This is a genomic window from Enterococcus sp. DIV0840 (genome assembly GCF_050527835.1).
Lineage (GTDB): Bacteria > Bacillota > Bacilli > Lactobacillales > Enterococcaceae > Enterococcus_L > Enterococcus_L ureasiticus.
Genome location: NZ_CP172876.1, coordinates 2,240,174 through 2,261,077, shown reverse-complemented (window position 1 = coordinate 2,261,077; position 20,904 = coordinate 2,240,174). Strand labels below are relative to the sequence as shown.

Sequence of the window (20,904 nt, the reverse complement as noted above, 5' to 3'; positions counted from 1 at the left end):
ACAGCAGATGCGAATTTTGCGCATCTGCTGTTTTTTTAATGTTTCAATAGCTCTTTCAAAACAGGCATATCATGAACTTCATATTTTTCTTTAAAGGCATTGATTTTGTCTTCACTAAATTTCTCAGGATCTAAAACCAGTTCCTCAACAGGCAATGGTCGAGTATTTCTAATTTTCACATCGATCACAACAGGGCGCTCACTAGGTTTAGCGGCTTCAAAAGCTGGCTCTAATTGGCTGTATTCTGTAATAGTAAATCCTTGGGCGCCAAGCGCTTCACTAGCTTTACCGAAATCGGCGCCTTCTAAATAGACCCCAAATTTCTTTTGCTCACTATCTTCTTGTTCTGCTTCAATAAAACCAAAAGAGTCATTTGAAAAAACAACATTGATAATAGGTAGTTTGTATTTTACTTGGGTGATGATATCTTGCATGACCATGGCAAATGCTCCATCGCCACTTAAAGTGAATACTTGACGATCAGGATAGCTAAGTTGGGCAGCGATTCCACCTGGTATGCCGTTGCCCATCGTAGCAAACCAACCGGAAGTTGTGAATTTCTGTTTGCCGTTCATATCCAAAAGACGAATGGCATGAACGGTTGTATTACCGACATCTGTTACAAAAATTGCTTCCTTATCTGCTATTCTACGGATTTCTTTGAAGACAGGTTCTACGCGAAGTGTTTTATCCGCTTTATCATCGAAGCTTCTTAACCATGCGATCCAATTTTCTTTATTTTTTTGATTCGCTTTTAACCATCTATCAGCTGGCCGATATTCTCCCAATTCAACCAATCGTTTTAAGGCTTCTTTGGCATCCCCTAAAATCGCAACTTCCGTTTTGTGTCGGCGACCTAACTTTGTTGAATCAATATCGATTTGAATAAATTTAGCATCAGGATTAAAGAAATATGCTGCAAAAGGAAAATCACTACCAACAAATATGATCAAATCAGTTTCTGCTAAAGCTTCATTGGCCGGTTTTGTTGCGACACGAGCTGCAAAACCAAGGAAATTTTCATAAGCGTCAGGAACAATTCCTTTTCCTAAAACAGCTGAAATAACAGGCATTGAAAAGTGTTCTGAGAATGCTTTGATTTCAGGCCAAGCATTGCGCGTGCCTTGCCCAATATAGAGAGTAGGTTTTTCGGCCGTTTCGATCAGAGGAATCGCTTTTTTAAGGTCATCGTAATTCGGCATGATCAACCCTTTTCGATGACTCTTCGCGGTGGAAAACTCTTGTACAGGAATCTCTTTTGTTCCGAAATCGACTGGAATCGTTACAACTGCAACACCTTTGTTTTTATAGGCTGCTTTGATTGCTTCATCCACGACATGCGGGAGACTTTCAGGCGTCATAACCGTTCGGTTGTAGACACTGACATCAGCGAACATTGGGTTTTCGTTTAATTCTTGGAAGGAGTTGTAGTTCATCGAATTTGTAGCGACTTGACCTAAGAGAGCCAAGACAGGAACATGATCCATTTGAGCATCATACAATCCATTGATCAAATGAGTAGCACCAGGGCCGGCGGAGCCGAAAGCTACCCCGATTTTTCCAGTCAATTTAGCATCTGCGGCCGCAGCTAAAGCACCTACTTCTTCATGACGAACTTGAATATAATTGATGTTTTCTCTTTCTTTGTATAAGGCATCCATGGTGGAGTTGAAAGATCCGCCGGGAATTCCATAAATATGGTCGATATCCCAACTTTCCAATACTTTGATCATTGCGATAGCGGCATTGATTGTTTCTGTCATTTACCTCACTCCATTTCTATATTTATTTCGATATTAAGTATACTCTTTCTAAATTTTTGTACCAACTGAAAGCATTTTTTACTTTAGGCGTGGTCATAAAATCATCAGTATGATAAAGTTAGGCTAAGAAAACTATTTTGGAAAGATGGGGTGTTTGTAATTACTAAATGGCTGTTATCTTTAGAAGCTTGGCAGCAAGCGTTAGTAGGGACGGGTTTTACTTATTTTATGACAGCTTTGGGGGCTGGCTTGGTTTTCTTTTTCAAGGAAATCAAAAAGGATGTTCTAAATATGATGCTTGGTTTTGCATCAGGTGTGATGATTGCCGCAAGTTTTTGGTCGTTGCTAGATCCAGCAATCAAATAGGCAGAAGAAAATGGGAGCATTGCTTGGCTTGTCGTTAGTTGTGGTTTTGGCCTAGGTGGGTTATTTTTGTATGTTGCGGATAAAACCTTGCCTCACATGCATTTTGGGCCAAATCATGAAAAAGAAGGCTTACCAAGTCACTTAAAAAGGACGATTTTATTAGTTTTTTCTATTACCTTACATAATATTCCAGAAGGTTTAGCAGTAGGAGTGGCGTTTGGCGCAGCAAATTCAGCAGATGATCCGCAAAAAGCGGTATTAGCAGCAATTTCTGTAGCGTTAGGGATAGGGATACAGAATTTTCCAGAAGGTGCTGCAGTGTCGATTCCATTAAGACAAGAAAATTTAAGCCGCAAAAAAGCCTTTCTTTATGGGCAAGCTTCAGGAATCGTCGAACCAATCGCCGGGATCATTGGAGCAGTCTTAGTGACCAAAGTCACATTGCTATTGCCATATGCTTTGGCTTTTGCTGCAGGTGCGATGATTTATGTGGTTGTCGAAGAATTGATTCCAGAAGCGCAGCAAACAGTGACGAGTAAACGACATTTTGCCGTTTTCGGTGTGATGCTTGGGTTTATTATTATGATGATTTTGGATGTTGCTTTAGGATAAATAAAAAAGGACCAAGTCTGAATATCCAGACTTGGTTCCTTTTTATTATAAAACTCGCTCAAAAGGATCTAAACTGATTCCTTTTTCTAAGACGATCTTCGCATATTCTTGCGCAGAAAATAAAGAATGATCTTTATAATTTCCACATTCTTTAGCAGAAACAGCAGGAACAAAATCAGTTTCAGCAATAAAGTTCAAGACTTTCACTAAAGCATCACGAATTTCTTTTGGAGAATGTTCATTCCACATGATCATGTAAAAGCCAGTACGGCAACCCATAGGAGAAATATCGATGATTCCTTCCAAATGATCGCGTAAGTTCACTGCTAATAAATGTTCTAATGTATGAACTGCAGCTGTTGGCAATTCATCTTCATTTGGTTGTAAGAAACGAAGATCATATTTTTCGATCAATGCTTCACCATTTTTTTCAGTACCCGCTAAACGAACATAAGGGGCTTTAACTGTATTGTGGTCTAATTCAAAACTTTCAACGCGTGCCATATTATTCACTCCTTCAGATTAAGTAAATGTCGCTATTAACTATAACAAAATACATTGTAAAGTCAATAGATTGCGTTGTAACAGTAACATTTTTATGAATTTTGTTTTGCAAAAATCTTAGCTAATTTTTTCAATAGCTCTGGCGCATCCTCTTGATCCATCACTACTTCGATCCATTGTAATCGTTCAGTATCTTTTCTAGCAGACGTCATCGCGTCATTTAATTCAACTTCTGTAGTGACTTTGTAAGTTGCAACAGTTTGGCTCGTTCCGCCAAAGACTAGTGGTAGTTTTTGATAATCCCACATAGGAATATCATTGTATTGCTCTGTAGCGCCATGAATTTCCCGTTCAACAGTATACCCGTTATTGTTGATGACAAAAACAATCGGCGTAAGTTTTTCTCTGATAGCAGTTCCTAATTCTTGAACAGTCAGTTGCAATGAACCATCTCCTATAAACAACAGATGACGGCTGTCTTTATTCGCGATTTGGCTACCCAAAGTAGAAGGGAAAGTATAACCGATCGATCCCCATAAGGGCTGGCCGATAAAATGCATGTCTTTTTTTAGTGGAACATTCGTCAGTCCAAAGAAAGAGGTTCCTTGTTCGCCAACGATAGTATCTCCTGGTAACAGAAAAGCTTCCACCATTTCCCAGAAACGTTTTTGGATTAGTTTTTCATCTTTTATTTCTGTGTTTGACCTACGTTTTACGGGAGTTATTTCACCTGTAAATCTAGAAAAAGTGAGAGTTGACAGTGCAGAAACAAAACGATCTAGCTGAATTGTTTCATATTTTTTTCCATAAAATTTGACCTCTGTGGATCCAATAGAGATCATTTGTTTGACTGTAAAGCCAAAACTAAAGCCAGATGTTGCTGAATCTGTCAATTTTGCTCCTAAAAGTAAAACTAAATCAGCATTATCAACACGGCTTTTCATCGGTTCTTCAGTTGGTGAGCCTGTGTATGTTCCTAGATAATGTGAATCTTCTTCATTAAACGCACCTTTTCCTAATGGTAAAGTAGTGATTGGCAAATTAAATTTTTGGATGAACTCGATTAATTCGTGTTCTATATGATAACTTAAGATTTCATGTCCAGCAATGATAACTGGGCTTTCAGCTTGTTGTAATGCTTGTTCAACTTTAGTTAAAATAGACGCTTCAACATCTGTTAATTTTTCTGTCGTTTGTTTTAAAGGTTTATTGGGTTTGGTTATTTCTAATTCAGCGATATCGATTGGTAAGTTAATATAAACTGGACGTTTTTCAGTCATGGCAACATTCAGTACACGGTCAATTTCAGATGTGGCATTTACAGCCGTTAAATGAGCAATTGCTGCTGTTACTTCTTCATGCATTTTTTCAAAGCGTAGAAAATCACCATCGCCTAACGTATGATGAACCAGTTTTTTATTTTTTTGAATAGTTGTTGTTGGTGAACCGATAATTTCAATAACAGGGACATTTTCCGCATAGCTACCTGCTAAGCCATTGACAGCACTTAATTCTCCTACGCCAAATGTTGTCACAAAAGCAGAAATTCCTTTAGTACGCGCATAGCCGTCAGCCATATAAGCAGCGTTCAATTCATTCGCATTACCGACCCATTCAAGGTCTTCTCTGGCTGTGATATGGTCTAAAAATTGTAAATTATAATCTCCAGGAACGCCGAATACTTCATCAATTCCTAATTCTTTTAAACGATCTAGTAAATAATCTGATATGGTGTACATTGAACATCCTCCTAAATTAAAAGCGTTGCGGGCTCGTCCAGCTTTGACAGGAAAAGATAAAATATTTCCCGTCAAAGACAATACAAGTATGAAGCCGACAAAAATAAGTCGCAGAGCAAGTATAAAACTGCGAAAAAAATTAGTCGACTATGATGCTCGAATCATAAGAACATCATTAAAAATCAATTTGAAATGTTATGATTCCAAATTTTCTTTTTCTTTTTTGACAAAATTAAAGCAAAATCATTTTACTTCCTATGTAGTAAAAGGCAATATTATGGTAAAATAGTAAAAGCAACTTTCTTCAGGAATTTGAGAGGAGATCAATAAGTATGAAAAAAAAATATAATGTTGCCGTGGTAGGCGCAACCGGTGCGGTTGGCACTAAAATGATCGAAATGTTGGAAGAAACATCATTACCAATGAATCAGGTAAAACTTTTAGCTTCAAAACGTTCTGCGGGAAAAGAAGTAACGTTTAAGGGGCAAACCCTTGTAGTTGAAGAGTTAGTACCTGAGTCATTTATAGGTATAGATATCGCTTTATTCAGCGCTGGTGGAAATATTTCAAAACAATACGCCCCAGAAGCAGTTAAACGCGGAGCAGTTGTTGTCGATAATACAAGTCATTTCAGAATGGATCCAGAAGTCCCTTTAGTGGTGCCAGAAGTCAATCCAGAAGCACTGAAACGCCATAAAGGAATCATTGCCAATCCAAATTGTTCGACGATCCAAATGATGGTAGCACTTGAGCCAATCAGACAAGCTTATGGTTTGGACCGTTTGATTGTTTCTACTTATCAAGCCGTCAGCGGAGCAGGAATCAATGCGATGGAAGAACTGAAAACACAAGCGTTGGCGTATATCAATGGTACACCTGCAGACAAATTAGAAGCCAATATTTTGCCATCTGGTGGTGACAAAAAACACTATCCAATCGCGTTCAACGCGTTACCTCAGATTGACGTCTTTGCGGAGGCGGATTATACGTATGAAGAATGGAAAATGATTAATGAGACAAAGAAAATCATGGAAGATGACAGTATCAAAGTCGTTGCGACATGTGTCCGTATTCCTGTATTATCTGGTCATTCTGAATCGGTTTACATTGAGGTTAAAGAAGAGGGCTCTGACGTTAGTAAGATTAAAGACTTGATTGCAAAAGCTCCAGGAGCTATTTTACAAGATGATCCAAGTCAGCAAATTTATCCGCAAGCTTTAGCGAGTATTGATCGCAAAGAAACGTTTGTAGGAAGAATTCGTCAAGATATCGATATTGACAAGGGATACCATATGTGGGTCGTTTCTGATAATTTATTAAAAGGTGCTGCATGGAATTCCGTTCAAATTGCAGAAACACTGCATGAGATGGATTTGGTGAGGGTTTAAATAGTATGTGGACTTTTTTTCGGTCGAGACTGAATGGACCCATTTCGCTTTTGGTTTGAAACATAGTGAATGAAGTGAACTAATGTTGAAAAGTATAAGGTGTAGTGGAGTGGAATGTTGTCACCATGAGTTATCTAGCTTCGCGGGCTAGTCTCTCGGAAAAAAGATAAAATCTGCCTGTGACAAAAAGCGTCACAAGCATATTTTCCTATTTTTCAGTCGAGACTGGACGAGCCCGCTACGCTTTTAAATTAGGAGGTAGTAAGTATGAATTTAGAAAATGCAACGATAATTACAGCAATGGTCACACCTTTTGATGAAAGTGGCGCAATCGATTTTGCTAAGCTGCCTCAGTTAGTTGAACATTTGCTTGATCATCATACAGAAGGAATTATTTTAGCCGGAACGACAGGGGAATCACCAACACTGACACATGATGAAGAAATCGAGTTGTTTAATGAAGTGATCCGCTTAGTTGATGGAAGAGTGCCGATCATTTGCGGTGTAGGAACCAATGATACACGTGATTCAGTTGAGTTTGTAAAAGAACTTTCAGCTATTCGAGGAATCGATGCAGGTTTGGCAGTCGTGCCTTATTATAATAAACCGAATCAAGAAGGATTGTATCAACATTTTAAAGCAATTGCTGAGGCGAGTGATTTGCCGATTATTTTATATAATGTTCCGGGAAGAACAGTGGCAAGCCTTGATGTAGCAACAACTTTACGCTTAGCTGAATTGGAAAATATCATTGCGATCAAAGAATGTTTTGGTTTAGATGCGTTGACCGAGTTAGTAGAGAAGGCGCCAAAAGACTTTTTAGTGTATACTGGAGAAGACTCCTTAGCTTTTTCAATAAAAGCGATAGGCGGACAAGGGGTAATTTCAGTTGCCAGCCAAGTGTTTGGTACTGAAATGTACGAAATGTTCCAAGCACTGGATAATGGAGAAATCAAAAAAGCTGCAGGCATTCAACGTCAGTTGTTACCGAAGATGAATGCATTATTCTCAGTACCGTCTCCAGCTCCAGTAAAAGCTGTGTTGAATCAAATGGGCATTTCCGTTGGTGATTTGCGTTTACCTCTTGTATCATGTACATCTGAAGAAAAAGCGAAAATTTTAAGCATACTGGATCTTTGATTCGGTATGAGAATATAGAGAGGTGAAATGAGTGAGTACAATAAAAATCGTTCCCTTAGGCGGCGTTCGTGAAAATGGTAAAAATATGTACATCGCAGAAGTGGAAGATGAAATTTTTGTACTGGATTGTGGATTAAAATATCCAGAAAATGAGCTATTAGGAATTGATGTGGTGATTCCCGATTTTACGTATTTGGTGGAAAATATCGACCGTGTTGCAGGAATTTTCTTAACACATGGTCATGCCGATGCAATCGGAGCATTACCATACCTTTTATCTAAAGTTCATGTACCAGTATTCGGTACTGAATTAACAATCGAGTTAGCAAAATTAAACGTAGGAGATCATGCAGATTCAAAAGATTTTAATGATTTCCATGTGGTCGATGCGCATACAGAGATCGATTTTGCACATGCTACAATTAGTTTTTTCCGTACCACACATACGATTCCAGATTCTATCGGAATCAATTTGAAAACCAAAGAAGGCAATATCGTTTACACAGGAGATTTCAAGTTTGACCAAAGCGCGATCCCGATGTATCAAACAGATTTTGGTCGTTTAGCTGAAATCGGTAACGAAGGAGTCTTAGCGTTATTGAGTGATTCTTCTAATGCAGAAAATCCTACTCAGGTTGTTTCTGAGCTGCAGATTGCTGATGAAGTCTTCGATACGATCCGTTACTGGGAAGGCCGAATCATTGTGGCTTGCGTCGCAAGTAACTTACAACGTGTACAACAAATTTTAGATGCAGCACATCGTTCTGACCGAAAAGTTGTTTTAACGGGTCAAGATTTCCAAAGAATCATCAATACAGCTATCAAACTAGACAAACTAAAATTACCTAGTGAAGATTTGATCGTTAGTGTGAAAGATATGAAAAAATATCAAGCAGATCAATTAGTGATTTTAGAAACAGGAACAATGGGTGAACCAATCAAGTCATTACAAAAAATGGCCAATGGGACACATCGTGTCATCAAAATCAAAGAAGGCGACTTGGTGTATATCACAACAACGCCAACTACTGCGATGGAGACAGCCGTAGCTAAGACAGAAGATATCGTATACCGCGCTGGCGGTGTAGTAAAACAAATCTCTGATAATATGCGTGTTTCTGGTCATGCTACTCCAAACGATTTACAGTTGATGTTAAACTTAATGAAACCAAAACACTTTATTCCAATTCAAGGTGAGTATCGTCAATTAGCAGCACATGCTGATTTAGCACATGAATTGGGTATTCCTTACAAAAATATTTTTATTACTGGTCGAGGAGATATCCTTGAATACAGTAAACAGAAAATGAACGTTGCGGGTAGTACGACGGCTGATAATATTATGATCGATGGAATTGGTGTTGGCGATATCGGAAATATCGTGCTTCGCGATCGTAGAATTTTATCTGAAGATGGTATTTTCGTAGCGGTTGTGACAATCAATCGTCGTGAAAAACGGATCGTTTCGCCTGCTAAAATCACATCAAGAGGTTTTGTTTATGTCAAAACAAGCAAAGACTTGATGAAAGAAAGCAGCAATATCGTAACTGAGATCGTTGAAAAACATCTTGAAAGTAGCGATTTTGAGTGGAGCAAATTAAAACAAGATATCCGTGAACAATTGAGTCGTTACTTATTTGAACAAACAAAACGCCGTCCAGTGATTCTTCCTGTTATTATGGAAGCAACACAACGCAAAGGGCGCAAAGCAGCGAATTAATAAAGAAAATCACTCAGTCAGTTGTTTAATGACTGAGTGATTTTCTGTTTAAACGATGAAGGGACTATTTTTTACAGATAATGTTTTTTTCGCTACAATAAAGAAGTGATATCTAGTTTCATGGGCTAGCTTATCAGAAAAAAGATAAAATCAAAATGTGGCAAAAGGCTCTACTTTCTGATTTTTCCTGTTTTTCTACGAGTCTAGACGAGCTCATGACACTGTTAATTTAAGGAGGGAAGAAAATGGAAAAGAAGCAAGAAACACGCTGGATCAAATTTCTAGGTGGTAAAAATCTATTATTCACGCTAGTTGCTTTATTGTTACTAGGAGCTGTGATTTTTCTTTTTCATCAAGTAGGCTTTATTTTTGGACCGATCGGCGTTGTTTTTAAAACAATTATCGGACCGACAATTTTAGCATTGATTTTATATTATTTATTCAATCCAGTTGTCAATTGGTTAGAAAAACACAAAGTGAAACGGGTCTATGGCGTTTCAGCAATTTTTATTGTGTTGGTTGCATTGATCGTTGTCGGCATTATTTTAGTTGTTCCGATTTTACAAAAACAAGTAGACGGCTTGATCCAAAGTTTTCCGCAGTATATGGAGGATTTGAACAAAATGGTCACTGATTTTTTCCATAATTCTGCCTTGGAGAAACCTTTAGCAAATGCTTTAGATAGCATTCAACGATGGTTTGATAATGTCTCAGATGGAATTGGCAGTTATTTTAGCAAAGCTGTGGAAGGAGCTTCTACGGTTTTCTCTACTTTAACTGGTTTTGCGTTGGTGATGGTAACGGCTCCGATCATTACTTTTTTCCTATTAAAAGATGATCAGAAGTTCTTTTCGTTTGTTTTAAAGATTATACCCCCACGTTTTAGAAGTGATGCTAAAGAAATCGGCGCAACAATGAGCAGTCAAGTCGGCGCGTATTTAAAAGGACAAATTTTAGTCTCGATTGCGATCGGTTTTTTGACGTTTATCGGTTTTTGGCTGATCAAAGTACCTTACTCTGGAACTTTATCGATCATTGTTGGGATCACAGCGGTTATTCCATATATTGGACCTGTGATTGCTTTTATTCCAGCTGCAATCGTGGCATTGATGGTGTCATTTGGCATGTTTATTAAGATGAGCTTAGTTTGGATGCTAGTCCAAATGTTAAATGGTCATTTGATAGCACCACAAGTGATGGGCAAACGACTCGTTGTGCATCCACTGACAATCGTGATCGTATTATTGGTAATGGGTGATTTATTAGGTATGTTCGGATTGATCTTCGGAATTCCGATTTATGCGATTGCTAAAGTTTTAGTTACCTATATTTTCCGTAAATTTAAACAGCGCTATAACCAATTTTATGGAGATAGCGGTGAGTATGAAGATACTGAATTTTCTAAGGAAGAATATTTAGATGAATAAATAAAAAAACGATTGAACCTAAGGAATCCAGCAGATTATTTGCAGGCAGACCGCGGTTCGATCGTTCTTTTTTTATATGATTTCTGCAAGTATAAATCTTATCCAGCGCAAAAAAGAAATTCATATCTTTTGTAATACTTTTTTTTAGGCGTTACAATTTAATTAACAGCAAAACAATTAGTCTCAAAGGAGGGAAGTATATGAAACGATTGCTGAAAATTATTTTTGCATTAATCATACTCCTATTGTTTGTCGGAACATTGGGCTTACTTAGTCAGTTGATCGACATTCCTTGGTTTTCTTATGAAGTAGATGGGCTTCTTTACAGTTACCCTTGGTTATTCACGTTCTTTCAATGGCTGTTACTTATTCTGGGAGGTCTGTTATTACTCAGTTTGATTGTTGTACTTTCAGTTTCTGGGCGTAGAAAACGTTTAATCGTGAAAGCTGGCAAGAATCGGATAGAGATTCCTAAAAGTACGGTTGAACAAATTGTGAAAGAGGCGTACAGCACAATTATTCATCCGGATAAAACGAAAATGACCATTAAAATCAAAGGGAAAGAAAAAGTGGCGGTTAAATTAAGAGTCGATGTTCGAAGCAAAGATCGCTTTCAACCTTTAGGAGAAGAGATCAAAGAAACAATACAAAGCGCATTAAATACGGCCCTAGAATCAATTGATAGCCGTGTAACAGTTCAATTAAGAGAAAAAGAACCAACAGAATCCACTACCTTTGGTAAAAAACAATCACGAGTGGTATAGGAGGGAGACGCCATGGATCAAGAGAAGAAAGAACGCTGGATTAAACAGCTTAAACCTTATCGTTTTAGAATTATTTGGACAACCTTATTTTTCCTATTAGCGCTCCTTCTATTACTGATTGGTTTTGGCAAAACATTGGTTTTACTGATTTTTGCAGTAGTAGGATATGTTATCGGGAAAATGCGAGATGAAGATTTGGATATTTATTCCTTGATAGAGTCAATTAGATCTATGATATGAATTTAAAATTATTTTGAAGGAGTGAATGCAAATGGCAGAAGCAGTAGAAAACAACACAGGTGGATTAAAAGCGAAATTAACATTCAGTGATGTCGTAATCAAAAAAATCGTAGGTGTGGTTATTTCAGATGTTGATGGTATCTTAGGATTGAGTGGTAACCTTTTTACAGATTTCGCAGACCGTTTTAGAGACAATGAAGACGTTACTAAAGGCGTGGGAGTAGAAGTTGGCACAAAACAAGTGGCTGTTGATGTATCAGTGATTTGCAAATACGATGTCAATATTTCAAATGTTTTTGATCAAACCGTTGAAAAAGTAAAAGAAGCAATTGCTTATATGACAGGCTTAGAGCTAGTTGAATTTAATATGAGCGTAGATGATGTTATGACGAAAGAACAATATTTGGAAAAATATCGTGGGAAAGATAGCGATGACAATAAGGGCAACAGCTAATAGGTAGTAGATATATTTTTCATTCTATTTAGACAACAACAAAAATAATGGGAAGCAGAACGAAGACCGTTTTGTTTCTCATTATTTTTGTTGTTTTTGAAAGTTAATTTTTATTGAGGGATACATGTTCCACCTGCAGTAAAAATATTTTGATACTAAGCCTATCATGTTCAGAACTACCTAAGTAACCTGTCAATTTTCCATTTTTACCAATTACTCGATGGCATGGGACAATTATTGGAATGGGATTTTTACTATTGGCCTGACCAATTGCTCGAACGGCTTTGGGTGAATCAACAGCTTGGGCAATATCTAAATAACTGCGAGTTTCACCAAAAGGAATTTTAGAAAGCGCGTGCCAGACTTTTCTTTGAAATTCAGTACCGCTGCGAATGGATAAAGGGACAGTAAAATGTGTACGTTTACCAGCAAAATATTCTGTGAGTTCTTTGGCAGCAAGTTCTGTAAAAGGATTCGTTTTATGATGAGCGAGCTCAAAAAAAGAAAGAGCGCTTAGACCTTCATCATCAGCATCCAACCAGATCGAGCCGAAAGGAACGTTAATTTTCATTTTTTTCTCCTTTGTTTGTGTGGTTACTTTATTATACTCTATCGAGAAGTATGGTACTATATTTTTATATACTGAAATCGGGGGCGATAAAATGGAAGAAATCGTCATCTTTCATACAAATGATCTACATTCACATTTAGAAAATTGGCCCAAGATCAGAAGATATTTGATAGGTCAAAAAGAAGAATATGAGAAATCTGGTAAAACAGTTTTGACCGTCGACTTAGGAGATTTTGTTGATCGATGGCATCCATTGACTGAAGCAACCGATGGTCAAGCGAATATTGAACTGATGAATGAGATTGGCTATGATGCAGCAACAATTGGAAATAATGAAGGTGTTGGAAATTCTAAAGAGCAGTTGAATCATTTATATGATCATCGGAAATTTGATGTATTATTGGGAAATTTATTTGACTTAGAAACGGGACAAGCACCTGATTGGGCAAGATCATATAAAATTATCGAAACAACAGAAAAAACAAAAATTGGTTTGATTGCGCTCACTGCACCTTTTCCTTTGACTTATAATCCAAATGGTTGGGATATTCGTTCAACGAAAGAAATGCTGCCGCAATTGATCAGAGAAATCCAACCGTAATGTGACGTTTTAGTCTTAATGAGCCATTTGGGTATCGATGAAGATATTAAAATCGCCAATGAATTTCCAGAAATCAATGTATTATTAGGATCCCACACCCATCATTTATTTAAACAAGGTGAAAAAATCAATGGCACACAACTTTCAGCTGCTGGGAAATTCGGCTATTATATTGGGGAAGTTCACCTAACAATCAATAATGGCAAAATCGTTCGTAGTGAAGCTAAAGCAGTATCAACAGAGCAACTGCCTACATTATCTGCAGATCAAAGTGAAATAGAGGACTATATGGGGTTAGGTCATCAGTTATTAAAAGCAAAAAAAATCGCAGTAATTCCCCATTCTTTATTGGTTGATTTAAATGCTGAACATCCCTTGATCGTAACCACTTTAAAAGCTTTGAAAGAAAAAGGGCAGACGGATGCTGCGATTTTAAACAATGGCTTATTTTTATCAGACATACCAAAAGGAATCGTTGATGCAGATCAACTGCATGAAACACTGCCTCATCCAATGCATTTGATTCGCGTGACTTTGTCTGGCGCTGAATTGATTCGAATGGTCAAAGAAATGGAAAAAAACCGACATTACTTGCGTAAGTTTCAAATTACAGGTATGGGCTTTCGTGGTAAAGTATTTGGTGAACTATATTATGATGGACTAAAGTATGATAAACAGAAAAGACAAGTTTTATGGCAAAATCAGCCAATTGATTTAGAACGGAAATATACATTTACCACTGTTGACCATTTCATGTTTATTCCTTTTTTCCCAACAATCGAGCTTGCGGGAGAAGTTGACTTTATCTTTCCAGAATTTATCCGAACCGTTTTAGCTAACTACTTGAACGAGCACTACCCAATCCTATAAAAACAAGGTATAATAAAATCTAGGCGGTGAAAAAATGACAGAAAAAGTAAAAAAACCATACAAATCAACTAAACCAGTTAAACATAAAGAAGAACCGGCAGTAACCTTAACAGATGAAATCACAGCTGTCCTTGAAGAGATAAAAGAAGAACCTGTCAAAGAAAAGAAAAAAGGCGAAATCGTAACACTCATTGATGATGTTCACGTAACGATCGGTGCTCGCGAGTATCTTTTAGTAAAAAATCATCGGGAAGCCTTTGATACAGAAAGATTAGGAGAACGTTTTAGTGATGTTCTTTCAAGATATGATTATATTGTTGGTGATTGGGGCTACGATCAACTTCGTTTGAAAGGTTTTTTCAATGAATCCAATCGTAAAGCAGCTCCTGAACAAAGAATCGATACACTAGAAGATTATTTATATGAATATTGCAATTTTGGCTGTGCTTATTTCGTGATCGAACGAGTTGGTGGGAAACGTGAAAAACAACAAACACGGCGCAAGAAACCAAATAAAAAACCAGTGAATCAAACGCAAGCACACACGGAAGAAAAACGTGTACCAGTGACTAATAAAACGAAACCAGTGATCAAGAACCGTAAAGAAAATGAACCGAAAAAAGCTGTCATTGGTAAGAAAGAGAACGATACCAATAAAGGCCGCTCATTTACTATTCGTCAACGTGAGGAGTAATCATTCGTGAAGAAGCAATATAAAGGATATTTAATTGATTTAGACGGCACGATTTATTTAGGGAAAGAAGTCATTCCAGCAGGAAAACGATTTGTTGAACGCCTGCAAGAACTGAAACTGCCTTTTCTTTTTGTGACTAATAATACGACAAAAACACCTGAGGCAGTCGCTGATCGATTAGCACAGGAGTTTGAAATTCAGGTATCAGCTAAGACTGTCTATACAGCAAGCCTTGCAACGATCGATTACATGAAAGAACAAGGTAAAGGAAACCGAGTTTATGTAATCGGAGAATCTGGTCTTGTTGATTTGATTTTATCTGCAGGTTTTGAGTGGGATGAAGAAGAACCAGATTATGTTATTGTGGGACTAGATACTGATATTAATTATGAAAAATTTGCGACAGCCGCACTGTGCATTAGAAATGGTGCAACTTTTATTGGCACCAATCCAGATAAGAGTATCCCGACAGAACGTGGTTTATTACCTGGAGCGGGTTCATTTATTTCTTTAATTCAAACCGCAACACAGACAGATCCAATCATGATCGGAAAACCAAATGCGGTCATTATGAATGAAGCGCTAAAAGTCATGAAAGTGAATAAAGAAGATGTAATTATGGTTGGCGATAATTATGAAACAGATATTCAGTCGGGACTTCAAAATGGAATCGATAGTTTACTTGTTTTGTCAGGATTTACGGCGAAATCAGCAGTTCCAAGTTTACCTGAACAACCCACCTATGTAGTGGATTCTTTGGATGAGTGGACTTTTTGATATGAAAGAAAAAGGTTGGATTTGGCGAGAGCGAGCTGGAATCGTATGTTTGATTTTGACGATCATTTCTTTAAGCGTTGCGATCACTATCAATTTTCGTCTGTTATATGTTTTTGATATCGATTCATTAAAGATATTAGACTATGTAGATATGGACAAGCCAACATTACTAAAAAACTTTGATCAGTTGATGGCCTATTTAAATAATCCGTTTAATCATACATTGAAATTATCTGATTTTCCATCATCAAAAAGTGGAGCATTCCATTTTTACGAAGTAAAACGTCTTTTCTTACTCTGTTATGGTGTACTACTTTTGACAGTGATTCCAAGCGGCATCTTTGTTTTCCGTTTGATCAAGTCAAAACGAGTATGGCGTTTGATTCGTCCGTTTCAATGGGGAATGATCATTCCAGTATTTTTTGGTGTTTTAATGGCTATTGGATTCGATCGATTCTTTGTGGCATTCCATGGCGTATTTTTTAATAACGATGACTGGTTATTTGATCCGGCTACTGACCCGATCATCAATGTTTTACCAGAACAATATTTTATGCATAGTTTTATTTTGTTTTTTGTTTTGCTAGAACTGTTCTTCTTTATCGGAATCGTTTTAGGAAAAAGGGAATTAAAAAAATTATAGATAGAATTTTAAATCTCTAGAAGCAGACTCAATGAGTTGCTTATGGAGTTTTTTTTATTACACAGGTAGCTTTGTAAAAGGAAGTGAAAACAGTAATTTATTCTTATTCATTAATTGTTGACATTTTAAACAGGTGCCTTTATAATATAAAACAGATAACTGATTTATATTATATTTTATGGAGGAATCTATTATGGAAGAACAAACATTGATGGAACAGTTTCTAAGCTTACAAGCAATGATGCAAAGATATTTTATGAAACGTCGTAGAGAACATGGACCTTTCGGGAATCCACATAGAGGGCAAGGGAGAGTTTTAAATCTGTTAAAACTTAAACCAGAAACAACGCAAAAAGAGCTGTCTTACTTGTTAGATATGCGTCCGCAATCTTTAGGTGAGCTCTTAGGTAAATTAGAGAAAAATGGTTATATAAGTCGTGAACCATTGGAAAGCGATCGTCGAGTGATGGTGATCCGTTTAACGGAAGCTGGAATGGCAGCAGCTGATAATAGTAAGCAAGAAGAAGAAACGATTTTTGATGTATTATCAGAATCTGAACAAGAATCATTCAAAATCATCATGAGTAAATTGCTCGAAGCACTAGAAGCAGAAATTCCTGAAGAAGAGCGTGACTTTAGAGGTCCTCATATGCGTGGCAGACATGGAGGGCACGGTCGTGGTTTTGGTGGAGGTCCTGGTAAAATGGAGCCAGAATTTGATCCTCGTGATATATTTGGATCACCTGATTTTCCAAAAAGAGGAAAATTTGGTTTTGATTCGTTCAAACGAAATACAGAAGACGATGATGGGTTTAATGATTTTTAATAAATGTTGATTGGATATACTAAAACAAGCTTTCTTTAATGAGTAAGCTTGTTTTTTTATTACTATTTTCAATCTAGTTTCAACAACTAGATTGAATGTTTTTGAAAAGAATGTTAAACTGTTTTAGTAAATAGAAGGAGGGATCTTGTGAATGAAATAAAATCCTCTTTAGAAATTTGGGGAAAAGAATTGGTGGATGTCCACTTGCCACGATGGCATGAATTGCCGGAATTAGAATTATATATGGATCAAGTCATCACACTAGTTGAACGGTACTTGTCACCAGTTATTTTAAAGGAAAAGCATACCTTGCTAACTTCGTCGATGGTCAATAATTATGTGAAATTAGGACTGATACCAGCCCCAAATAAAAAACGTTACAATCAAAAGCATTTGGCTTTTTTAATAGCCATTACGCTATTAAAGCAAGTTCTAACTATACCGGAAATCAAACAAGGCATTCTTTATCAAGGTGTAGCAGTTGGTATTCGTGAAGCATATAATCTTTTTTGTGACGAACAAGAAGTAGCCTTAGCAGTAGTTGTTGCTCAAGCCTTAGGAAATGAACCAGTTGCAGCCTTTGATCAACCCATACCAGTAGAATTTTTAATTGTAAAAGGTGCAACTTTATCATTTGCTACCAAATTATTTACTGAAAAGGTCATTGAATTAGCACAAAAAAAATTAGAAGAAGATGGAGAAAAAGTGGATGAATAAAGAGAAAATTGCATTATTAGTAGATTCGGGGACAGATGTGCCTAAGGAGTTAGTTGAGCAATATGGAATGTACATGATTCCGTTGCAAATTATATATAAAGACCGCATTTATACAGATAAAGTAGATATCACACCAGAAGAAGTTTACGAGCGTTTAGCTGTAGAAATTCCGAGTACATCATTGCCAGATGGTGAAACAATCACGAAAATTTTTGAAAAAATCAAAGCAGACGGTTATGAAAAAGTATTGGCTGTGACAATTTCCAGCGGATTGAGCGGGACGTTTAATGTGGTTCGTTTGATTGCAGAAGAATTTGAAGGATTAGAAACATTCGTTTTGGATACAAAAAATATCGGAATAGGTAGTGGTCTTCAAGCGATTGAGGCAGCTAAATTGGTTGAAGCGGGTCTTCCGTGGAATGAAATTAAAACAAAATTAACGAATAATGTAGCGAAAGCCAAAGTTTTCTTCAATGTTGCCACACTTGAATATTTGCAAAAAGGTGGACGGATCGGTTTGGTTGCGTCGATTTTAGGAACGGCGTTAAAATTAAATCCAATTATTTCTTGTAACGGTGAAGGTGTTTATCATACCGTAGCTAAAGCACGAGGTAGAAAGAAAAGCTTAGATAAAACGTTCGAATTAGTAAAAGCTTTCGTTGGAGATCATAAGAAATTTGTATTAGCAGTTGCCCAAGGACAAGCAGTAGAAGAATCGGAAAGCTTTTACGAAAAGCTGAAGGAACAGTTTCCTCAAGCAGAAAAGATTTATTTTGGTACGATCAGTCCAGCTTTAGTTGTTCACACAGGACCAGGACTTTTAGGAATCGGAATCCAGCTTTTAGACTAAATTTAAATACCAACAAAGGTACATTTATTAGATGCTTTTTGTTGGTATTTTTTTTATTTTCCTCTTATGATTATATGTATCAATCATATTGAGATATTACTCACTGAACTTTCTCTCAATTTTAGTTGAAACTATCACGAAAATTTTCATGAATGTGATAATCTATTTAAGAATAAAAGTGAAGGGAGGGAAATATATGAAAAAAGCAATTGCAGAATGTCTTGGAACATTTATCTTGGTTTTCTTTGGTACAGCGACAGCTGTTTTAGGAGGCGGGATTGAAGGTATTGGTACAACTGGAATCGCTTTGGCTTTTGGTTTGACGATCATTGCAGCAGCTTACAGTATTGGTACGATCTCTGGGGCTCATTTAAATCCAGCAGTTTCATTGGGAATGTGGGTCAATAAACGAATCTCAACAATGGATTTAGTTTATTATATCGTTGGTCAAATCATTGGTGGTTTGATTGCTTCTTTTGCTTTGTTATCAATTTTGAATGCATCAGGAAGAGAAACAACAAACTTAGGTCAAAATGGTTTTGGCGACTTTAGCGCAGTTGGTGCTTTAACCGTGGAAATTATTTTAACATTTATTTTTGTTTTGGTTATCATGACTGTCACAAGTGCCAAAAAAGGCAATGCGAAACTTGCAGGAATCGTAATTGGTTTGACATTAACAATGATTCACTTGGTGGGAATTCCGCTAACTGGTACATCTGTCAACCCAGCTAGAAGCTTAGGTCCAGCAATTTTTGCAGGTGGAGAAGCATTATCTCAAGTTTGGGTATTTATCGTAGCACCACTGATCGGTGGTATACTTGCTGCTTTAGTTAGCAAATACTTACTTGATACTGAAGAGTAAAACCAAAAAAGTGCTTGATAGAATCATTCTATCAAGCACTTTTTTTGTGTAAGACCCTTACATATTTTTAATTCCAGTTTGGTAATGAGCAAAAATTGGACCAGACAAATCAAACTTAAAAGTATTACGATCAACAAGACCGACGACTTCTTGACTTTGATAAAGTTCTATGAGAAATTGAGCCATTTCTTTTGCAGTGTGAAATGTTCCAAAACCTTTAGTATAGTCATAAGTTTTTGAGCCATTAGCAACTTGAGCAAATTCTGTTTCAGTAGCGGCTGGCGCTAAGACTTTTGCTTTAAGAGGAGACTCTTTGGTTTGTAACTCCAAGGCAATCGCCTCAGTAAATGCACTTACATAAAATTTTGTTGCACAATACGTAGCGGCATTTGGAACATTTTTGTATCCACCAGCAGAAGAAACGTTAATCAATTGTGTATTCTCTTTTTGTTCATAATCTGTGACATAAAGAGAGGATAGTAACGTTAGGGCTTCGATATTCAAATGCAACATTTGACTGACCTTTTCTAAATCTTGGTCAGCGACTGAATGGTAATAGCCAAAACCAGCGTTATTGATCCATGTTTCAATGTCATAAATTTTTAAATCCTGGTACAGATCAAGTACGTTTTCTTTTTGAGATAAGTCGACGGTTTTATTCACGATTTCAAGAGTAGGATGTTCTAATAAAATTTCCTCTTTCAAATGATCAAGTAGATCAGTCCTTCGAGCAATTAAGATAAGATTTTTCCCTAGTTTTGCAAATGCTTTGGCGGCTTCCAAACCAATTCCTGAACTTGCGCCTGTGATTACTATGTACTTCATATTATTCCTCCTAATTTAAAAGCGTAGCGGACTCATTCAACTCTGACAGATTTTAAGAATTAGCAGAGCGTAGTGTTAGCCCGTGAAACAAGATGATGCTAAAACGTAAACTGAGTGGTACAATCGAAGTATAAGGGTTAGAGACGACTCTAAAGCAACAAAAAAATAAAAGAAGGGAGAAAATATGTATACAATCAGTGAATTTGCAAAGAAAATTGGCATCAGTGAGCATACGTTACGGTATTATGAAAAAGAAGGATTGATTGAACCAGCTAGAGATGAACACAATTATCGTGTTTTTGGTGAAGAAGAAGTGGAGTGGGCGAATTTTGTGATCAAGCTAAAAAACACAGGTATTTCGCTAAAGGATATCAAAAAATATACTCATTTAAGAAATCTCGGAGATTCAACGATCACAGAACGCAAAAACTTATTATTAAACCATCGAATAAAAATCCTAACCGAATATGAAAGAGCGAAAAGTCATCTTGACTTACTGGATAATAAAATTACATTATACGAACAGATGGAAAAAAAGTATAAAAAATAAA

At 36.9% G+C, this 20,904-nt stretch carries 20 protein-coding genes and 2 pseudogenes; 17 read left to right on the top strand and 5 right to left on the bottom strand.

Annotation, left to right across the window (positions count from 1 at the left end; translation table 11 throughout):
• Window positions 1–35: 35 nt before the first annotated feature.
• On the bottom strand, window positions 36–1,763 hold the full coding sequence (gene spxB, locus IGL98_RS10770) for a pyruvate oxidase (protein WP_206911506.1): 1,728 nt from the start codon (window positions 1,761–1,763) through the stop codon (window positions 36–38).
• 159 nt (window positions 1,764–1,922) lie between these two features.
• Here spxB and IGL98_RS10765 point away from each other — a divergent pair.
• Window positions 1,923–2,741 (top strand): annotated as a pseudogene (locus IGL98_RS10765) (ZIP family metal transporter).
• Between the two features lie 45 nt (window positions 2,742–2,786).
• Here IGL98_RS10765 and IGL98_RS10760 read toward each other — a convergent pair.
• Both IGL98_RS10760 and IGL98_RS10755 read right to left on the bottom strand, forming a co-directional pair.
• A complete protein-coding gene (locus tag IGL98_RS10760; protein ID WP_010771832.1) occupies window positions 2,787–3,245 on the bottom strand; it encodes an S-ribosylhomocysteine lyase in 459 nt (152 codons plus the stop codon).
• A 92-nt stretch (window positions 3,246–3,337) separates the two neighbouring features.
• Entirely contained in the window at window positions 3,338–4,984 is a 1,647-nt protein-coding gene (locus IGL98_RS10755) for an alpha-keto acid decarboxylase family protein (protein WP_206911507.1), read from the bottom strand.
• 332 nt (window positions 4,985–5,316) lie between these two features.
• On the opposite strand from IGL98_RS10755, the gene IGL98_RS10750 reads away from it, so the two are divergent.
• The 7 genes from IGL98_RS10750 (at window position 5,317) to IGL98_RS10720 (ending at window position 12,117) form a co-directional block, all read left to right on the top strand.
• Window positions 5,317–6,372, top strand: coding sequence for an aspartate-semialdehyde dehydrogenase (locus IGL98_RS10750; protein ID WP_206842119.1), 1,056 nt, complete (start codon window positions 5,317–5,319; stop codon window positions 6,370–6,372).
• A 267-nt stretch (window positions 6,373–6,639) separates the two neighbouring features.
• Window positions 6,640–7,512, top strand: coding sequence for a 4-hydroxy-tetrahydrodipicolinate synthase (gene dapA / locus IGL98_RS10745; RefSeq protein WP_206842117.1), 873 nt, complete (start codon window positions 6,640–6,642; stop codon window positions 7,510–7,512).
• Window positions 7,513–7,543: 31 nt separating this feature from the next.
• Window positions 7,544–9,232, top strand: coding sequence for an RNase J family beta-CASP ribonuclease (locus tag IGL98_RS10740; protein WP_206842115.1), 1,689 nt, complete (start codon window positions 7,544–7,546; stop codon window positions 9,230–9,232).
• A 245-nt stretch (window positions 9,233–9,477) separates the two neighbouring features.
• Complete coding sequence (locus tag IGL98_RS10735) at window positions 9,478–10,659, top strand: AI-2E family transporter (RefSeq protein WP_206842110.1); 1,182 nt, start codon at window positions 9,478–9,480, stop codon at window positions 10,657–10,659.
• A 200-nt stretch (window positions 10,660–10,859) separates the two neighbouring features.
• Window positions 10,860–11,423 carry an alkaline shock response membrane anchor protein AmaP gene (gene amaP, locus IGL98_RS10730; protein WP_206842108.1) on the top strand — a complete coding sequence of 188 codons (564 nt, stop codon included), beginning with the start codon at window positions 10,860–10,862 and terminating at the stop codon, window positions 11,421–11,423.
• 12 nt (window positions 11,424–11,435) lie between these two features.
• Entirely contained in the window at window positions 11,436–11,663 is a 228-nt protein-coding gene (locus IGL98_RS10725; RefSeq protein ID WP_206911508.1) for a DUF2273 domain-containing protein, read from the top strand.
• 31 nt (window positions 11,664–11,694) lie between these two features.
• Complete coding sequence (locus tag IGL98_RS10720; protein WP_206842103.1) at window positions 11,695–12,117, top strand: Asp23/Gls24 family envelope stress response protein; 423 nt, start codon at window positions 11,695–11,697, stop codon at window positions 12,115–12,117.
• A 103-nt stretch (window positions 12,118–12,220) separates the two neighbouring features.
• Here IGL98_RS10720 and IGL98_RS10715 read toward each other — a convergent pair whose 3' ends face one another.
• Entirely contained in the window at window positions 12,221–12,688 is a 468-nt protein-coding gene (locus IGL98_RS10715; protein WP_206842100.1) for a methylated-DNA--[protein]-cysteine S-methyltransferase, read from the bottom strand.
• Between the two features lie 91 nt (window positions 12,689–12,779).
• On the opposite strand from IGL98_RS10715, the pseudogene IGL98_RS10710 reads away from it, so the two are divergent.
• The 8 genes and pseudogenes from IGL98_RS10710 to IGL98_RS10675 all read left to right on the top strand — a co-directional run bounded on the left by IGL98_RS10710 (window position 12,780) and on the right by IGL98_RS10675 (window position 19,528).
• Window positions 12,780–14,159: pseudogene (locus IGL98_RS10710) on the top strand (bifunctional metallophosphatase/5'-nucleotidase).
• A 34-nt stretch (window positions 14,160–14,193) separates the two neighbouring features.
• On the top strand, window positions 14,194–14,853 hold the full coding sequence (locus tag IGL98_RS10705) for a YutD family protein (protein ID WP_206842094.1): 660 nt from the start codon (window positions 14,194–14,196) through the stop codon (window positions 14,851–14,853).
• Window positions 14,854–14,859: 6 nt separating this feature from the next.
• Window positions 14,860–15,630, top strand: a complete 771-nt coding sequence (locus IGL98_RS10700) for a TIGR01457 family HAD-type hydrolase (protein WP_206911509.1) — start codon at window positions 14,860–14,862, stop codon at window positions 15,628–15,630.
• A 1-nt stretch (window position 15,631) separates the two neighbouring features.
• On the top strand, window positions 15,632–16,273 hold the full coding sequence (locus IGL98_RS10695; protein WP_242590059.1) for a TIGR01906 family membrane protein: 642 nt from the start codon (window positions 15,632–15,634) through the stop codon (window positions 16,271–16,273).
• 193 nt (window positions 16,274–16,466) lie between these two features.
• Window positions 16,467–17,099 (top strand): MarR family winged helix-turn-helix transcriptional regulator, encoded by a 633-nt coding sequence (locus IGL98_RS10690; RefSeq protein ID WP_206911510.1) that lies wholly within the window; start codon window positions 16,467–16,469, stop codon window positions 17,097–17,099.
• A gap of 147 nt (window positions 17,100–17,246) precedes the next feature.
• Window positions 17,247–17,816, top strand: coding sequence for a DUF1836 domain-containing protein (locus tag IGL98_RS10685; RefSeq protein ID WP_206911511.1), 570 nt, complete (start codon window positions 17,247–17,249; stop codon window positions 17,814–17,816).
• Complete coding sequence (locus IGL98_RS10680; RefSeq protein ID WP_206911512.1) at window positions 17,809–18,666, top strand: DegV family protein; 858 nt, start codon at window positions 17,809–17,811, stop codon at window positions 18,664–18,666. Before IGL98_RS10685 ends, IGL98_RS10680 begins: the two co-directional genes overlap by 8 nt.
• A 196-nt stretch (window positions 18,667–18,862) precedes the next feature.
• A complete protein-coding gene (locus IGL98_RS10675) occupies window positions 18,863–19,528 on the top strand; it encodes an MIP/aquaporin family protein (RefSeq protein ID WP_206842080.1) in 666 nt (221 codons plus the stop codon).
• Between the two features lie 57 nt (window positions 19,529–19,585).
• On the opposite strand, the gene IGL98_RS10670 is transcribed toward IGL98_RS10675, so the two are convergent.
• The gene (locus IGL98_RS10670; RefSeq protein ID WP_206911513.1) at window positions 19,586–20,353 is read right to left on the bottom strand and encodes an SDR family NAD(P)-dependent oxidoreductase; all 768 of its coding nucleotides are present in this window, start codon (window positions 20,351–20,353) and stop codon (window positions 19,586–19,588) included.
• Window positions 20,354–20,537: 184 nt separating this feature from the next.
• Here IGL98_RS10670 and IGL98_RS10665 point away from each other — a divergent pair, with 184 nt between their 5' ends.
• Window positions 20,538–20,903, top strand: a complete 366-nt coding sequence (locus IGL98_RS10665) for a MerR family transcriptional regulator (protein WP_206842074.1) — start codon at window positions 20,538–20,540, stop codon at window positions 20,901–20,903.
• Window position 20,904: the final 1 nt, after the last annotated feature.

Coding starts and splice junctions, on each gene's coding strand:
- spxB (WP_206911506.1), bottom strand. CDS start 1,763: ATGACAGAAACAATCAATGCCGCTATCGCAATGATCAAAGTATTGGAA.
- IGL98_RS10760 (WP_010771832.1), bottom strand. CDS start 3,245: ATGGCACGCGTTGAAAGTTTTGAATTAGACCACAATACAGTTAAAGCC.
- IGL98_RS10755 (WP_206911507.1), bottom strand. CDS start 4,984: ATGTACACCATATCAGATTATTTACTAGATCGTTTAAAAGAATTAGGA.
- IGL98_RS10750 (WP_206842119.1), top strand. CDS start 5,317: ATGAAAAAAAAATATAATGTTGCCGTGGTAGGCGCAACCGGTGCGGTT.
- dapA (WP_206842117.1), top strand. CDS start 6,640: ATGAATTTAGAAAATGCAACGATAATTACAGCAATGGTCACACCTTTT.
- IGL98_RS10735 (WP_206842110.1), top strand. CDS start 9,478: ATGGAAAAGAAGCAAGAAACACGCTGGATCAAATTTCTAGGTGGTAAA.
- amaP (WP_206842108.1), top strand. CDS start 10,860: ATGAAACGATTGCTGAAAATTATTTTTGCATTAATCATACTCCTATTG.
- IGL98_RS10725 (WP_206911508.1), top strand. CDS start 11,436: ATGGATCAAGAGAAGAAAGAACGCTGGATTAAACAGCTTAAACCTTAT.
- IGL98_RS10720 (WP_206842103.1), top strand. CDS start 11,695: ATGGCAGAAGCAGTAGAAAACAACACAGGTGGATTAAAAGCGAAATTA.
- IGL98_RS10715 (WP_206842100.1), bottom strand. CDS start 12,688: ATGAAAATTAACGTTCCTTTCGGCTCGATCTGGTTGGATGCTGATGAT.
- IGL98_RS10705 (WP_206842094.1), top strand. CDS start 14,194: ATGACAGAAAAAGTAAAAAAACCATACAAATCAACTAAACCAGTTAAA.
- IGL98_RS10695 (WP_242590059.1), top strand. CDS start 15,632: ATGAAAGAAAAAGGTTGGATTTGGCGAGAGCGAGCTGGAATCGTATGT.
- IGL98_RS10690 (WP_206911510.1), top strand. CDS start 16,467: ATGGAAGAACAAACATTGATGGAACAGTTTCTAAGCTTACAAGCAATG.
- IGL98_RS10680 (WP_206911512.1), top strand. CDS start 17,809: ATGAATAAAGAGAAAATTGCATTATTAGTAGATTCGGGGACAGATGTG.
- IGL98_RS10675 (WP_206842080.1), top strand. CDS start 18,863: ATGAAAAAAGCAATTGCAGAATGTCTTGGAACATTTATCTTGGTTTTC.
- IGL98_RS10670 (WP_206911513.1), bottom strand. CDS start 20,353: ATGAAGTACATAGTAATCACAGGCGCAAGTTCAGGAATTGGTTTGGAA.
- IGL98_RS10665 (WP_206842074.1), top strand. CDS start 20,538: ATGTATACAATCAGTGAATTTGCAAAGAAAATTGGCATCAGTGAGCAT.